We start from the raw sequence: 15,067 nt of genomic DNA on the forward strand, positions 1-15,067 counted from the left end.
GAGCCGCTAACATGGCCGCCCCGGGGGCGGTGGCCGCGCACTGTGCCGGATCCGTAGGGAGCGGGGCTTCTGGCCCTGACCAACTTCCAACGAAATCAAACCCTTATATCGCCCCCCGAGTGTAGCAGAATAAATAGGCCGATGACTGATTCCGACAAGCCCCAAGCAGCGCCCGCCGCCAAGAGCAGTGTGCGCATGATCAAAGTGCCCGAAGACAGGGCAGGACAGCGATTGGACAACTTTTTGTTGGGTCAGTTGAAGGGCGCGCCACGCAGCCTGGTCTACAAGTTGGTCCGTAGTGGCCAGGTCCGGGTGAATGGGGGCCGGGCCAAGGCTGACCGCAAGCTGGAGGGCGGGGAAGAGGTACGCATCCCGCCAGTCAATCTCAATGAGTTTGGAGACAAGGCGCCGCCGCCGAGCAGCTTCCTGCAGCGCATGGAAGAGGCCATCGTCTTCGAGGATGCCAAGCTGTTGGTGATCAACAAGCCGACTGGTGTCGCCAGCCATGGTGGCAGCGGTATCAGTCACGGTGCGATCGAGACCATGCGTGCGCTGCGGCCGAACATGAACCTGGAGCTGGTGCACCGGCTGGACCGGGACACTTCCGGCTTGCTGATCCTGGCCAAGAAGCGGTCGGCCCTGGTCGAGCTGCAGGCCTTGCTGCGTGAAGACCATGGCGGCATCCAGAAGCGCTACCTGACCCTGCTGGCCGGGCGCATGCCCGACGGCGTGATGAGTGTGGACGCCCCGCTGCACGTCGGTCTGCGCCAGGGCGGTGAGCGCCATGTTCAGGTGAATGCGATCGGCAAGCCGTCGCTGAGTCATTTCAAGGTGTTGGAGCGTCGCGGCGGGCAGTCCTACTGCGAAGTCCGGATTGAAACCGGGCGTACCCACCAGATCCGCGTGCATGCCCAGCACATCGGCCATCCGGTCGCTGGTGACGATAAATACGGCGATCCTGCAGTGAACAAGCGCTTTCGTGAGCAGATCGGGCTGAAGCGCTTGTTCCTGCACGCCGCCTCGCTGGAGTTTGCGCTGGACGGTGGCAAGACACCTTATGTATTGAATGCGCCGCTACCACCGGATCTGGTGGATGCGCTGAACAAGCTTTGAAGGTGTGAAGCCGGGATGGGGGCTATGCGATGCAGGGATGTGGGAGCGGTGTAAGCCGCGAAGCTGGCCTTGCTTGGGTCCCCTGCATCCCGGTCATCTGGCGATGTGTGGGCTTCGCGGCTTACGCCGCTCCCACAAAGGATCCGATTTCAGGCTTGGCCGGGTTGCCGATCAGCCCCGGCTTCGCTACCACTTGAACAGCACCAGGCTCACCGCAATCGTCGCCATGCCGATCACCAGTCCGTAAACGGTCTCGTGGCCTTGGGCGTAGCGCTTGGCGGCGGGTAGCAGCTCGTCCAATGCCAGAAACACCATGATGCCGGCGATCAGCCCGAACACCGCGCCGAACGTGGCCGGAGACAGGGCATCCGCCAGCAGGAAATAACCGATGGCCGCACCGACCGGCTCGGCCAGTCCTGATAGCAGGCTGGCACCGAAGGCATAGGACTTGCGGCCGGTGGCCAGATACACCGGGACAGCGATGGCGATGCCTTCCGGGATGTTGTGGATGGCAATGGCAAAGGCCAGGGGCAGGCCAACCGAGGGACTTTCCAGGGTGGCGAAGAAGGTCGCCAGGCCTTCGGGGAAGTTGTGCGCGGTGATGGCGATCGCGCTGAGCAGACCCACCCGGCGGATCTGGGTGTGGCTGTGGTCGTGGAAGGCCGGGTCCTGCTTGTCGAGGCTGTCGTGCGGGTTCGGCACCAGGTGGTCGATCAACACCACCAGCAGCACGCCGCCCAGGAACCACAAGGTTCCGTAGGTATAGCCGAGGCGGTCGCCATAGGCCTGGGTGAATGCGCCGATCGATTTGTTCAGTATCTCCGACAGCGAGACGTAGACCATCGCGCCGCCGGCGAACGCCAGCCCGAACGCCAGCAGGCGTGGGTTGGGGCGCCTGGAGAACAGGACCAGCAGGCTGCCGACGGCCGTGGCCAGGCCGGCAGCCAGAGTCAGGCTGAACGCAAGCCAGAGGTTGTCACTGGAGAATGCGTGCATGCGCGCCAGCCGTTGCCGGCTCAGCCACCGCGGCGTGCGCGTTCTTCAATAGCGAAGCATTCGTTCGGCTTGGGGTCCGGTGGGTTGAAGCTGACCGGTACCTGGATGGTGGTGGGCACCGGCTGGCCGTTGCGGGTGGCCGGGTTGAACTTCCATTCGCGCACGCGGCGCGCGGCGGAGTCATCCAGCTGGCTGTTGCCGCTGCTGGTGACCAGCGAGACTTCGGTAGGCGTGCCCTGCGGGCCAACCACCACGCGCAGCACGCTCTTGCCGCCAACCCCGGTGCAGGCCAGTTCGGCCGGGTAGTCCGGTGGCGGGGTCTGCACGGCGGCCACTTCGGTCGGGGCGACGGTCGGCGCGGCCGGTTGGTCGGAGGAGTTGCAGGCGCTCAGTGCAGCCACGGTGCCCAATGCAGCGAACAGCAGACGCAGTTTCATGTCATTGCTCCGTTAGTGCGGATGCCTTGGCGGCACAGATGAAGTCGTTCTCGCTCAGGCCACCCACATCATGGGTGGAAAAGCGCACAACGGCGCGGTCGTAGTGCACGCCCAGATCGGGGTGGTGGTCTTCGCGGTGGGCAATCCAGGCCAGAGCGTTCACGAACGCCATGGTGCCGTGGTAGTTGTCAAAGCGGAATGTACGGGTCAGGGCCTGGCCGTTCTCGGCCAGCTCCCAGCCCGGGACCTGCGGCAGCAGCTCGGCGACGCGGGCCTGACCGAGGCGGTATTCGCTACCCCGGCGCGGGCTGCAGTGTGCTTGTGCCAGCGGGATGAGATCAGGGGCCATGCAAACCTCCATAACAGGTGACTGAACTGTGCCGCCGTTGGAATCAGTGTCCCATCGGTGGCAACCAAGACACGGCTAGAATACCCGCATGATCCAGATCTCAGATACCGCCCAAACGCATTTCCGCAAGTTGATCGAACGCGAGGCCGTGCCCGGAATGGGCGTGCGCCTGAGCGCGATGGACCCGGGAACCCCGAGCGCCGACGCGCGCCTTGAATTCGCCGAGCCGGCTGACCTGCTGGGTGATGAGTGGGCGGTGGACTGCGATGGCTTCACCTTGTATGTCGCTGCCACCAGTGTGGCGTGGTTGGATGGTGCCGAGATCGACTTCGTCACCCAGGCCACCGGCACCCAGCAGCTGACCATCAAGGCGCCGAAGATCAAGGGCGAGGCTCCCGGTGATGCAGCCTCCATCGTCGAGCGTGTGCGCTGGGTGATTGAAAATGAAATCAACCCGCAGCTTGCCTCGCACGGCGGCCGCGTCGCGGTGCAGGAAGTGTCGGCGGATGGCGTTGTGCTGCTGCGCTTCGGTGGTGGCTGCCACGGTTGCGGAATGGCCGATGTGACCTTGAAGCAGGGGATCGAGAAGACCTTGATGGGCCGGGTGCCGGGGATCACCGCCGTGCGTGACGCTACCGACCACGAAACCGGTCAGGCCCCGTATATTCCGCGCGACGGCGCGGGCTGAGCCGCGCCCCTGCATGCCGGTGGCATCGGTTACCGAGTTGATCGATCTGCTGGCCTCGCGCCGGCAGACCAGCATTCTGCATGATCGTCGCACTGGCATGCCGTACAGCTGGAGCAACTGGCTGCGCACGCGTGTCTCCAAGGGGCTTTCCGCCTTTGTCGATGCAGACGCCGCCGGGGTGATGGCGGCCCGACCGCCACGACCACGCGCGGGTGTACCTGCGCCGTTGCCGCTGTGGCAACACATCGTGTTGCTGTTCTGGAATGGAGGCGAACCGCCGCCGCGCGATCAGCGTGGCCTGCGTTGGTTTGCCGGTTTCTTCAGCGCCGGGCTGCATGTGCTGTTCGCGTTGCTGTTGCTGTGGGTGGCCTTGGTGCGCAGCAACGTGCCGGAACAGAACGCCGAACAGGGCGAGCGCGTGCAGGTGGCGTATGTCGGGCGCGGTACGCCGGACGACGAGGGCGGCGGTGCCCCGAAGGATGCCGAGGCGGCGGGCGCACAGGCGGAAGTTGCAGCGCAGTCTGGCGCTGTTGCGGCCGAGTCACCGGCACCCGCGGCGCAGGAATCGTCGGCATCCTCGGCTACGCGCGCAGCGCAAAGCGATGTCCCGCCTGCCGTCGAGCCTGCATTCGCGCCCGAGGCGATGCAGGTAGATGCATCCAAGCCCGTGCCGGAGCCGCCTGCCGTCAGCGAGCAGCCGCTGCAGGTGACCGAAACAAGCCAGCCGACCAGCGATTTCGTGGTGCCGCCGGTCACGGTTGTGGCCCCGGCACTGCGCAGCAGTGAGGCGCAGGTGCGCGAACGCACGATTGAAACTGCGGTTGATCGTCCGCAGCCAATGCAGGCGCTGCGTCAGCCTGCGGAAGTAACGGTGCAGTTGCGTACTCCCCAGATGCAGGTGCGTGAACGCCAGATCGAGGTTGCCACCCAGCAGCCGATAGCGGTGACGCAGCCGCGCGCGCGCGAAACCCAGGTGCAGATTCGCACGCCCGAGTTTGGCGTACGCGAACGTCGGATCGAGACCGCAACGCAGGAATCGGTGGCGATGGCGACCCTGCCAGCGCGCGCAGCCCAGGTGCAACTAAAGACGCCGACAATGGCGGTGCGTGAGCGTGCGGTGCGTGGTGTGCCCGACAAGCCTGCGGCGCAGGCGCCGGCGAGTCCAACTGCCACGACGCAGGCATCAACCGGTACGCCGGCAGCCAGTGCATCGACCAGTCCGTCGCGGGCTGGCGGGCAGGCGGGGGCAGCCAATCCGAGCCCGCGCGGCGGGACCAGCACAGGTGCAGGTCCTAAGCCGGAGGATCGCAGCGGCGGTTGGGCGGCACCCAACCGTGGCGATGATTGGGGCGCGGCGCAGCGCCAGGTTGCCGGTAGCGCTGGCGGTCAGGCTGACAAGGGAACCGGGCTGTTCAATGCCGATGGCAGCGTAAGGCTGGGTGCCAACGAGGGGCAGGCACAAGACGCGGCCAAGCGTGGTGCACCGGGCGGTGATGCAGACACCTGGAGCCGCGAGCGCATCGCCGAGTCCGGCACCTGGCTAAAGCGCCCGCCGTATGACTACACGCCGACGTCCTTCGACAAGTATTGGGCGCCGAATGAATCGCTCCTGGCCGAGTGGGTGCGCAAGGGCATCAAGAGCGTGGAGATTCCGATTCCTGGCTCAAAGAGCAAGATTTCCTGTGTGGTGTCGATGCTGCAGTTCGGTGGCGGCTGTGGCCTGACCAACCCGAACATGCAGGAGCAGCCGGCAGAAGCGCGACCGCCGCCGGATATCCCGTTCAAGAAAGAGCTGCAGGAAGACAACGGCAGTCGTTGATGGCTCGGCGGTGCTTTGTATGCCGCGTTGGTTCTTGTAGGAGCGGCGTAAGCCGCGAAGCCGAGGCCGGATCAGATGCCGCATATGGGTTGGGCTTCGACAGTGCCAGCTTCGCGACTGACGCCGCTCCCACAAGTGGTGCCTGGTGCATCGTGCGTGCAGATCAAGCAACGTAGCTCAGGTAAGCGCAGCGCACTTGGGGCTGTTGACGCACTGCTGAGACAGCCTTTGTCTTCAGGGATTCAGCTGCCCATGGCGAAGAATGTGAAACCAGAGTTCGGCGCGCGCTCGCTGTCGGCGCTGACCTCGGCGATCTCCTCGAAGAAAACCCTGGCGTCCTCGTTGCGTAGCTCAGCACGAATCTTCAGCACATCGTCGTTCCGTAGCAGGTCCAGAACCTGTGCTTCTGCTTCACCCGGGGTTGCTGCCTCTACGAAGCGGGTTGCGTAGAAGCCAATGGGTGAGTGCTTGCCCAGCAGAGCACCCGGGAAGTTTTCGCCGCAGATCAAGCATCGATAGAGTGGCATACGTGATCAAGTCTCCGTTGTGGGAGCGGCGTAAGCCGCGAAGCAGATAGCGCTTCAGATGGCGCGAATGAGTGGTGTTCCAACAATGCCAGCTTCGCGGCTTACGCCGCTCCCACAAACAGCCTCGAGAGCATTGCATATGAACAAAGCCGCCCAAGGGCGGCTTTGTTGTGTCAATGCGGTGCTGCGACGGTTGTCTTCAATCCACGCCGTGCAGGTCGCGCAACTGGCTGGGACGCGAGCCGAAGTAGGCGGCGAGGTCGGCGATGTCCTGATCGCTCAGGTTCTGTGCCTGCGGGGTCATCAGCATGTGGTCGCGGGTGCTGGCACGGTAGGCTTGCAGTGCATGGGCGAGGTAGTCGCCGTACTGGCCACCGAGCTTGGGATAGGTCGGATCGATCGGGTTGTTGCCGTCGGCGCCATGGCAGTCGATGCAACTCTGCCCGGTGGCCTTGCCCTTTACGGCTGCCAGGTGCTCACCGGCGGCGATGCGGCCGGCCGGCAGGCCGGCGGAGGAACTGGATCCGTGTTCACCGCTGGCATGGCCGGGGTCGGCCGCGGATTTGCCGCTGGACTCGACCTCCGACTGCGTACAGGCAGCCAGACCCATGGCGGCGAACAGGGCGATGGACAAACGCAGTGCGTGTGTGGCTTTCGTCATGGTCGGCGCTTATTTGAGGGTGGACAGGTAGGCGGAGAGATCAGCAATGTCCTGCGGGCTGAAACTCATCGATTGCGCCTGCATCGTCGGATGCTTGCGCTTGCCTTCGCGATACTCGGTAAGCGCCTGGGTCAGGTACTGCGATGACTGCCCACCGATCTTCGGCACGCGGTAGCTGGGGTAGGCATTCTTGTAGCCGGTGATGCCGTGGCAGCCCTGGCAGGTATAGGCCAAGGTCCTGCCGGTGGCGGCATTGCCGGTGCTGGCCGCTGCCGGTGTGGCGCTGGAGGCAGCAGGGGCAGGGGCGACGGCGGGTGTAGCAGACTGCGGATCAGCTTGGGCGGCCCCGAAGGTCAGGGCAAAAGCCAGAGCGAAACAAGCGGCGAGCGGCTGCGAGCGCATGGTTTCCTTATCCGATGAGCGGGTCTGGGGTTCCGCCGTGGGATACGGAACGGCCCGAGTATAGCCCGCGTATTTACCCCTCCGGAACAGGGGTCGGATGCTGCAATGCGGTAGCTCATGCCTATAGGGTGGTACCCATGACTTTCGGGGCATGGTGTGGGCGTGGGGTGGTGCAATACTTTGCTACAACACCTGCCTACGCATCCCCAGGGACAAGACGATGTCGCGACTTTTCACTCTGCACGCCCGCACCGGAAGCTGCGCTGCTGCACTCCTGATCACCACCTCCCTGTTGCTCGGCGGTTGCAAGGCCGGTGGCGAGGAAGCCAAGGCCAAGACGCCGGATGAGCAGAAGGCCAGTGACGCCGTACCGGTGGAAGTGGCCAAGGCCGAGCGCCGTGCCATTGCCGCCAGCTATACCGGTACTGCCGCACTGGAGCCGCGCGCCGAATCGCAGGTGGTCGCCAAGACTTCCGGCGTGGCGCTGGCGGTGCTGGTCGAAGAAGGTCAGCTGGTTCGTGCCGGGCAGCCTTTGGTTCGGCTGGACCCGGACCGCGCTCGCCTGAGCGTGGCGCAGAGCGAGGCGCAGATGCGCAAGCTGGAGAACAGCTATCACCGCGCCGAGAAGCTGGTGCAGCAGCAACTGGTCAGCGCCGCCGACGTGGACCAGTTGCGCTATGACCTGGAGAACGCGCGGGCGATGTACCGGATGGCGACGCTGGAGTTGTCCTATACGACGGTGGTCGCGCCGATCAGCGGTGTGGTCGCCTCGCGTGACATCAAGCCGGGCAACTTCGTGCAGATCAACTCGCCGATCATCCGCATCGTCGACAGCGGCCAGTTGGAAGCCACCCTCAATGTGCCGGAGCGCGAGATCGCCAAGCTCAAGCCGGGCCAGGCGGTATCGCTGCAGGTCGATGCGCTGCCGGGTAAGCCGTTTACCGGCACGGTGGACCGCGTTGCACCGGTCGTGGACAACGGCACCGGCACCTTCCGCGTGGTTACCACCTTCAGCGGGGAAGATGCGCTGCAGGCGGGCATGTTCGGCCGCCTGAGCATCAACTACGACCAGCGCGCCGATGCATTGGTGGTACCGCGTACCGCACTGCTGGAAGACGGTGGCAAGCCGGCAGTCTATGTGGTGCGTGACGGCAAGGCCGTGCGTACCGAGCTGGCCCTGGGTTACGACGATGCCGGCTTCATCGAGGTGCGCAACGGCCTGCAGCTGGGCGATGAGGTCGTCATCGCCGGCAAGGCCGCACTGCGCGAAGGCAGTGCGGTGCAGGTGATCGGCAAGGAGAAGGCGGTCGCAGCAGCGGCCAAGGCACCGGCCGCTGCACAGGCGACCAAACAATGAGTGACCACGGACCGTCGGCTTCCGGCGGTGGCTTCGATCTGATCGAGTTTGCCACCCGCCGCCGCGTCACCATTGCGATGATGACGCTGACCCTGGTGTTGTTTGGCCTGATCTCGCTGTCCAGCCTGAAGGTCGAACTGCTGCCGGACCTGAGCTATCCCACCCTGACCGTGCGTACCGATTACGAAGGTGCGGCACCGGCCGAGGTGGAGACCCTGATTTCGCAGCCGGCCGAAGAGGCGCTGGGCATCGTCAAGGGGCTGCGCAAACTCAAGTCGATTTCCCGCACCGGTCAGAGCGACGTCGTGCTGGAGTTCGCCTGGGGCACGGACATGCAGCAGGCCGGGCTGGACGTGCGCGACAAGATGGAGACACTGCAGTTGCCGCTGGAGGCCAAGCCGCCAGTGCTGCTGCGCTTCAATCCGTCCACCCAGCCGATCATGCGGCTGGCGCTGTCGTCCAAGCAGGAAGCCGGCAACGACGCCGATGCCGTGCGCCGCCTGATGGAGCTGCGCCGTTACGCCGATGAAGACCTCAAGCGCAAGCTGGAGCCGGTCAGTGGTGTGGCTGCGGTCAAGGTTGGTGGTGGCCTGGAGGATGAGATCCAGGTTGATATCGACCAGCGCAAGCTGGCCGCGCTGGGTCTGTCGCTGGACACGGTGATCCAGCGTCTGCAGCAGGAGAACGTGAACCTGTCCGGCGGTCGTCTGGAAGAAGGTTCGCAGCGTTACCTGGTGCGTACCGTCAACCAGTTCGCCACGGTCGAACAGATGCGCGAGATGTTGCTGACCACGGCCAGTGGTTCCAGCACCGCCAGCTCGACCGGTGAGAACCGCCAGCTGATGTCGGCCATCCTCGGCAGCAGCGATCCCAATGTGATCGCGGCGATGCGCAGCGATGGCAGCAGCAGTGCGCCCAGCGTGCGCTTGAAGGACGTGGCCGAAGTGCGCCAGGGCTACAAGGAGCGCGAAGCGGTGATCCGCGCTGCCGGTCATGAAGCGGTCGAACTCGCGGTCTACAAGGAAGGTGATGCCAATACCGTGTCCACCGCCGATGCGCTGGAAGCGAAGTTGGAGCAGATCCGCAAGGAAATGCCCAAGGACATCGAGATGACGACGGTCGAGGACCAGTCGGTCTTCATCCGCCACGCCATCAAGGACGTCAAGATCGATGCGGTGATCGGCGGCCTGCTGTCGGTGCTGATCATCTTCCTGTTCCTGCGCGATGGCTGGAGCACCTTCGTGATCTCGCTGTCGCTGCCGATCTCGATCATCGCCACCTTCTTCTTCATGGGCCAGCTTGGCCTGAGCTTGAATGTGATGTCGTTGGGCGGCCTGGCGCTGGCCACCGGCCTGGTGGTGGATGACTCGATCGTGGTGCTGGAATCCATTGCCAAGGCGCGTGAGCGCGGCATGGGCATCCTGGAAGCGGCGATCAAGGGCACCCGCGAAGTGTTCATGGCGGTGGTTGCTTCGACCTTGACCACCATCGCGGTGTTCTTGCCGCTGGTGTTCGTCGAAGGCATCGCCGGCCAGTTGTTCCGTGACCAGGCGTTGACGGTATCGATCGCCATCGCGGTGTCGCTGGTGGTGTCGATGACCCTGATCCCGATGCTGAGCGCGCTGAAGGGCCGTCCGCCGTTGGAGTTCCCGGCCGAGGACCCGCGTGAGCCGTGGCGTCCGCAGAGCCGCTGGAAGAAGCCGGCGGCCTATGCTGGCCGTGGCATCGGCGCGATGTTCCGTTACGGCTTCTATTTCCTGGCCTGGACCGTGGTGCGGATTTTCCGTGGCATTGCCGCGGTGGTCGGCCCGGTGATGCGCAAGGCCAGTGATCTGGCAATGGCGCCGTATGGCCGCGCTGAAGCCGGCTATCTGCGCGCGCTGCCGGCGGCATTGAAGCGTCCGTGGCCTGTGTTGGGTTTTGCGACGCTGGCGTTCGGCTTGACCCTGGCGGCGTTGCCGCTGCTGGGCGTGGATCTGCTGCCGCAGCTGGCCCAGGACCGCTTCGAGATGACTGCCAAGCTGCCGCCGGGCACGCCACTGGCGCAGACCGATGCACTGGTACGCGAAGTGCAGCGCAAGCATGCCGACGAAGAAGGCGTGCGCCTGCTGTACGGCGTCTCCGGCACCGGTACGCGACTGGATGCCAGCCCGACCGAGAGCGGCGAGAACATCGGCAAGCTGTCGGTGGTGATGAATGACACCAAGCTGGAGCCGGCACTGACCGAAAAACTGCGCGAGACCATGAAGGCCTGGCCGTCAGCGCAGGTGGATTTCGCCCGCCCGGAACTGTTCGCGCTGTCGCCGCCGCTGGAAATCGAAATCGAGGGCAATAATCTCGAGGACATCCGTATCGCCGGCAATCGCCTGGCTGGCATGCTGCGCGAGAACCCGCACTATGCCGACGTCAAGTCGACGGTGGAGCAGGGCTTCCCGGAAATCCAGGTGGTGTTCGACCAGGACCGCGCGGCGGCACTCGGCCTGACCACGCGGCAGATCGCTGATGCGGTGGTCAACAAGGTCAAGGGCAATGTCGCTACCCGCTACAGCTTCCGCGATCGCAAGATCGACGTGCTGGTACGCGTGCAGGAATCGGAGCGTTCCTCGGTCAACGACATCCGTCGCCTGATCGTCAATCCGAGCGGTGCCAAGCCGATCGAGCTGGGTTCGGTGGCCGATGTCATCGCCACCACCGGCCCGAGCGAAATCCACCGTGCCGACCAGCGCCGTGTGGCCATCGTCTCGGCCAACCTGCGCGATATCGACCTGGGCAAGGCCATCACCGAAGTGCAGAGCATGGTCGCGAAGAATCCGCTGGGCACCGATGTCGGCATGCATATCGGTGGCCAGGGCCAGGAACTGGGTGAGTCGATCCGCTCGCTGCTGTTCGCCTTCGCCTTGGCGGTGTTCCTGGTCTATCTGGTGATGGCATCGCAGTTCGAATCGCTGCTGCATCCCTTCGTCATCCTGTTCACCATCCCGCTGGCGTTGGTCGGTGCAGTGGCGGCCTTGCTGTTGGCGCGTTCACCGGTCTCGGTGGTGGTGTTCATCGGCTTGATTCTATTGGTCGGTCTGGTGGTGAAGAACGCCATCATCCTGATCGACAAGGTCAACCAGCTGCGCGAGGAAGGTGTGGCCAAGCGTGAGGCCCTGGTTGAGGGCGCACGTTCGCGTCTGCGGCCGATCATGATGACCACGCTGTGTGCGGTGTTCGGTTTCCTGCCGCTGGCTCTGGCCTTCGGTGAAGGTGCCGAAGTGCGCTCGCCGATGGCGATCACGGTGATCGGTGGCCTGCTGGTCTCGACCCTGCTGACCTTGCTGGTGATCCCGGTGGTGTACGACCTGCTGGACCGCAAACCGGACGAGTACTACGCCGAGCGCGGCCGGCGTGCACGCCAGGCGATGGCCCAGGCCGAGCAGGTGCTGAGCCACGAGCAGGACCCCATTGGCGGCATCAAGGACTGAGCGGATGAATATCACCGAGCTGTCCATCCGCCGCCCCGTCACCACCATCATGTTGTTCGTGTCGATGGTGGTGATCGGCCTGATCGCCGCGTTCAAGCTGCCGCTGGAGTCGGAGCCGGAAGCATCGATCCCGTTCTTCTTCATCGCACTGCCGTATCCGGGGTCGACCCCGGAAGAAGTGGAGCGCAACCTGCTGCGGCCGGTTGAAGAGGCCATCGCCACGATGCCCGGCATCAAGACGATGAACTCGCGCGCCAACGCCGAAGGCGGGCAGATCCAGGTCGAATTCAGCGACTGGAACCGCGATATCGCCATGGCCGCGTCCGAAGCGCGTGAGCGTATCGACGCGGTGCGTGACGAGTTGCCGGACGACTTCCGCCGTTACTACGTGCAGCGCTGGAGCACCAGCGACCAGGAAGCGATCAGCCTGCGCCTGAACAGTGCCGAGGACCTGACCGCGCGCGCTGACATGATCGAACGTGCCATCAAGCAACGCCTGGAGCGTCTGCCCGGCGTGGCCCGTGTTGAAGTGGAAGGTGTTGCCAAGCAGGAAGTGCTGATCGCGTTGGACAAGGACCGGATCAGCGCGCATGGCGTTGCCCTGAACGATCTGGTGCAGAAGCTGCAGGCGGCCAATTTCGCGGTATCGGCCGGACAGATCACCGAGGACGGCCGCCGCCTTCGCGTGCAGCCCAAGGGTGAGCTGCTGGAGGTGCAGGAGCTGCGCGACCTGCCGGTCAACAACCGCGGTACCCGCCTGTCCGATATCGCCGAGGTCAGCCTGCAGCCGCAGCGCATGAGCTATGTGCGGCGCATGGAAGGCAAGCCCAGCGTCGGCGTGGACATCTACAAGGAGCGCTCGGCGAACCTGGTGGATCTGTCGCGCGCTGTAGGCAAGGAAGTCGAGAGACTGGGCGACGACCCGGCCCTGCGCGGGGTGGATATCGAAGTGGCCTGGGACTCCGGCAAGGCGGTCACCAGCTCGCTGTTGGCCCTGGCCGAAGCCGGTGCGATCGGCCTGTTGTTGTCGGTGATCGTGCTGTACGCCTTCCTGCGCCATTGGCCGTCGACGCTGATGGTGTCGATGGCGATCCCGATCTGTTTCATCATGACCTTGGGCTTCATGTACTTCACCGGCATCAGCCTGAACATCATCTCGATGATGGGCTTGTTGCTGGCGGTAGGCATGCTGGTGGACAACGCCGTGGTGGTGGTGGAGAGCATCTACCAGGAGCGCGAGAAATACCCCGGCAAACCGGAGATGGCCTCGATCATCGGTACCCGCCACGTGGCGATCGCGCTGTCGGCCGGTACCTTGTGCCACTGTGTGGTGTTCCTGCCGATGATGTTCGGCGAGAAGAACATCATCACCATCTACCTGACCCAGTTGGCGCTGACCATTTCGTTCTCGCTGCTGGCCTCGTGGCTGGTGGCGGTGAGTCTGATCCCGATGCTGTCCGCGCGAATGAAGACGCCGCCGGCCCTGAAGTCGCCGTTCATCAGCCGTCTGCAGGCGCGGTATGCACGGATACTGCGTTGGACCTTGCAGAACCGGGGGTGGAGCGTAGCCGGCATCGTGTTGGTGTCGGTGCTCAGCGTCTGGCCGATGACCCACACCAGTGGCGGTGGCGATGACAATGATCCGGATGAGATCAACATCTTCTATCAGTGGAAGGGCTCCTATTCCAAGGAAGAGATGGGCAAGGAAGTGCAGCGTGTCGAGGACTTCGTCAACGCCAACCGCGACGAGTTCAAGATCAAGCGTGTATACAGCCGCTTCGCTGAGCAGGGCTGGGCGCAGACGCGCCTGTACCTGACCGTCGACGACCGCGAGCAGAGCAAGAAGATCGAGGAAGAAGTGCGCAAGGGATTGCCACAGTCCGCGCGTGCCAAGATCGGTATCGGCTGGCCGGGTGGCATGGGCAGCGAAGGGCAGGGCCTGCGTTTCAGTCTGGTCGGTGATTCAAGCCAGGCCTTGCGCGAGCTGGCCGACGACATCGTGCCGATCCTGGCGCGCAATCCCAAGCTGCGCGATGTGCGCGTGGACGTAGGCGATGCCAATGCCGAACTGGCCGTGCGGGTCAACCGCGAACGTGCAGCATCGTATGGCTTCAGTGCCCAGCAGGTGGCGCAGTTCGTGGGCATGGCGCTGCGTGGCTCATCGCTGCGTGACTTCCACCGTGATGACGTCGAGATTCCGGTCAATGTGCGTTTCTCGGGCTCGGAGAACTACAGCATCGAGGACTTGTCGTCGTTCATGGTGCGCAGCTCCAGCGGCAAGGAGATCCCGCTGCTGGCGATGGTGGACGTCAACGTCAATCCGGCGGCCAACTCCATCCAGCGCTTGAACCGGCAGACCATGCTGCGTATCGAGGCCGGCCTGGCCAAGGATGTGCCGATGGACCAGGCACGCAAGTCGGTCGAGGAGACCCTGGACCGCGTGCAGTTCCCGCCTGGCTACGGTTATACGTTCAACGGGGCGGGCTTCAACATCAACTTCGACGGCATGGACCAGATGGTGAGCGCGATCTTCATCGCCCTGATCCTGATGGTGGTGATCATGGCGGCGGTGTTCGAGTCGCTGTTGTTCCCTGCGGCGATCATGTCCTGCGTGCTGTTCTCGATCTATGGCGTGTACTGGCTGTTCTGGCTGACCGGCACCGAGATGAACATCATGGCGGTGATCGGCATCCTGGTGCTGATGGGCGTGGTGGTGAACAACGGCATCGTGATGATCGAGCACATCAACAATCTGAGGCGACGTGGCGTATCGCGTACCGAGGCGTTGATTGAAGGCAGCCGTGAGCGTCTGCGGCCGATCATGATGACGATGGGCACGGCGATCCTGGCGATGGTGCCGATTGCCCTGAACACGACCACGGCCGATGGCATGCCGCCGTACTACCCGATGGCACGCGCGATTGCCGGCGGTCTGGCGTTCTCTACGGTGGTCAGCCTGCTGTTCCTGCCGACCATCTATGCGTTGTTGGATGATCTGCGTACCGGCACGGCGCGGTTGGTGCGGCGTGCGCGCGGCTTGCCTGCGTTGGAGCGGGGCGCCGTTGCAGAGGGCTGATTGGCTGGGCGGCTTTACCTGCTTTGACGACTAGCAGCGAAGGCAAGAGCAACAGCTGAAGCAAGAGCGGCCCTCACCCCTACCCCTCTCCCGCACGCGGGAGAGGGGACAGCCGGAGCAAGAGCCGGAGCCGGAGCCGGAGCCGGAGCCAGAGCCAGAGCCAGAGCAAGAGCAAGAG

Annotated in this window: 12 protein-coding genes; 6 read left to right on the plus strand and 6 right to left on the minus strand. The window is 64.2% G+C overall.

Annotated elements, in window-relative coordinates; genetic code table 11:
* Positions 1-141: 141 nt before the first annotated feature.
* Positions 142-1,113 (plus strand): RluA family pseudouridine synthase, encoded by a 972-nt coding sequence (locus RT131_RS07285; protein WP_313171602.1) that lies wholly within the window; start codon positions 142-144, stop codon positions 1,111-1,113.
* Between the two features lie 186 nt (positions 1,114-1,299).
* Here RT131_RS07285 and zupT read toward each other — a convergent pair whose 3' ends face one another.
* Genes zupT through RT131_RS07300 form a run of 3 tightly spaced genes read right to left on the minus strand, consistent with a single transcriptional unit; the run spans position 1,300 to position 2,895 of the window.
* Positions 1,300-2,109, minus strand: coding sequence for a zinc transporter ZupT (gene zupT, locus RT131_RS07290; protein WP_313171604.1), 810 nt, complete (start codon positions 2,107-2,109; stop codon positions 1,300-1,302).
* A 20-nt stretch (positions 2,110-2,129) separates the two neighbouring features.
* On the minus strand, positions 2,130-2,546 hold the full coding sequence (locus tag RT131_RS07295; protein ID WP_296252265.1) for an energy transducer TonB: 417 nt from the start codon (positions 2,544-2,546) through the stop codon (positions 2,130-2,132).
* A gap of 1 nt (position 2,547) precedes the next feature.
* Complete coding sequence (locus tag RT131_RS07300; protein WP_313171607.1) at positions 2,548-2,895, minus strand: 4a-hydroxytetrahydrobiopterin dehydratase; 348 nt, start codon at positions 2,893-2,895, stop codon at positions 2,548-2,550.
* A gap of 88 nt (positions 2,896-2,983) precedes the next feature.
* On the opposite strand from RT131_RS07300, the gene RT131_RS07305 reads away from it, so the two are divergent.
* Entirely contained in the window at positions 2,984-3,583 is a 600-nt protein-coding gene (locus tag RT131_RS07305) for an NfuA family Fe-S biogenesis protein (protein WP_313171609.1), read from the plus strand.
* Between the two features lie 13 nt (positions 3,584-3,596).
* The gene (locus RT131_RS07310) at positions 3,597-5,402 is read left to right on the plus strand and encodes a hypothetical protein (RefSeq protein ID WP_313171611.1); all 1,806 of its coding nucleotides are present in this window, start codon (positions 3,597-3,599) and stop codon (positions 5,400-5,402) included.
* A gap of 242 nt (positions 5,403-5,644) precedes the next feature.
* Here the strand turns inward: RT131_RS07310 and RT131_RS07315 are convergent, their stop codons facing one another.
* The 3 genes from RT131_RS07315 to RT131_RS07325 form a co-directional block, all read right to left on the minus strand.
* On the minus strand, positions 5,645-5,911 hold the full coding sequence (locus RT131_RS07315) for a hypothetical protein (protein WP_313171613.1): 267 nt from the start codon (positions 5,909-5,911) through the stop codon (positions 5,645-5,647).
* A 217-nt stretch (positions 5,912-6,128) separates the two neighbouring features.
* Positions 6,129-6,590, minus strand: coding sequence for a cytochrome c (locus RT131_RS07320; RefSeq protein ID WP_313171615.1), 462 nt, complete (start codon positions 6,588-6,590; stop codon positions 6,129-6,131).
* Positions 6,591-6,599: 9 nt separating this feature from the next.
* Positions 6,600-6,992, minus strand: coding sequence for a c-type cytochrome (locus tag RT131_RS07325; RefSeq protein WP_313171617.1), 393 nt, complete (start codon positions 6,990-6,992; stop codon positions 6,600-6,602).
* Positions 6,993-7,212: 220 nt separating this feature from the next.
* Here RT131_RS07325 and RT131_RS07330 point away from each other — a divergent pair, with 220 nt between their 5' ends.
* From RT131_RS07330 to RT131_RS07340, 3 genes are read left to right on the plus strand one after another with little or no spacing between them, the layout of a single operon-like run.
* Positions 7,213-8,349 (plus strand): efflux RND transporter periplasmic adaptor subunit, encoded by a 1,137-nt coding sequence (locus RT131_RS07330; RefSeq protein ID WP_313171619.1) that lies wholly within the window; start codon positions 7,213-7,215, stop codon positions 8,347-8,349.
* On the plus strand, positions 8,346-11,813 hold the full coding sequence (locus tag RT131_RS07335; RefSeq protein ID WP_313171621.1) for an efflux RND transporter permease subunit: 3,468 nt from the start codon (positions 8,346-8,348) through the stop codon (positions 11,811-11,813). The genes RT131_RS07330 and RT131_RS07335 overlap by 4 nt, the downstream gene beginning before the upstream one ends.
* Positions 11,814-11,817: 4 nt before the next feature.
* On the plus strand, positions 11,818-14,889 hold the full coding sequence (locus RT131_RS07340) for an efflux RND transporter permease subunit (protein WP_313171623.1): 3,072 nt from the start codon (positions 11,818-11,820) through the stop codon (positions 14,887-14,889).
* Positions 14,890-15,067 lie beyond the last annotated feature (178 nt).

Origin of the sequence: Stenotrophomonas sp., assembly GCF_032066555.1 — a bacterium.
GTDB lineage: Bacteria > Pseudomonadota > Gammaproteobacteria > Xanthomonadales > Xanthomonadaceae > Stenotrophomonas.

Excerpts from the sequence above, each read along its gene's own strand:
- RT131_RS07295 (WP_296252265.1), bottom strand. The coding sequence starts at position 2,546 with ATGAAACTGCGTCTGCTGTTCGCTGCATTGGGCACCGTGGCTGCACTG.
- RT131_RS07305 (WP_313171609.1), top strand. The coding sequence starts at position 2,984 with ATGATCCAGATCTCAGATACCGCCCAAACGCATTTCCGCAAGTTGATC.
- RT131_RS07285 (WP_313171602.1), top strand. The coding sequence starts at position 142 with ATGACTGATTCCGACAAGCCCCAAGCAGCGCCCGCCGCCAAGAGCAGT.
- RT131_RS07310 (WP_313171611.1), top strand. The coding sequence starts at position 3,597 with ATGCCGGTGGCATCGGTTACCGAGTTGATCGATCTGCTGGCCTCGCGC.
- RT131_RS07300 (WP_313171607.1), bottom strand. The coding sequence starts at position 2,895 with ATGGCCCCTGATCTCATCCCGCTGGCACAAGCACACTGCAGCCCGCGC.
- RT131_RS07340 (WP_313171623.1), top strand. The coding sequence starts at position 11,818 with ATGAATATCACCGAGCTGTCCATCCGCCGCCCCGTCACCACCATCATG.
- RT131_RS07335 (WP_313171621.1), top strand. The coding sequence starts at position 8,346 with ATGAGTGACCACGGACCGTCGGCTTCCGGCGGTGGCTTCGATCTGATC.
- RT131_RS07330 (WP_313171619.1), top strand. The coding sequence starts at position 7,213 with ATGTCGCGACTTTTCACTCTGCACGCCCGCACCGGAAGCTGCGCTGCT.
- zupT (WP_313171604.1), bottom strand. The coding sequence starts at position 2,109 with ATGCACGCATTCTCCAGTGACAACCTCTGGCTTGCGTTCAGCCTGACT.
- RT131_RS07325 (WP_313171617.1), bottom strand. The coding sequence starts at position 6,992 with ATGCGCTCGCAGCCGCTCGCCGCTTGTTTCGCTCTGGCTTTTGCCCTG.
- RT131_RS07320 (WP_313171615.1), bottom strand. The coding sequence starts at position 6,590 with ATGACGAAAGCCACACACGCACTGCGTTTGTCCATCGCCCTGTTCGCC.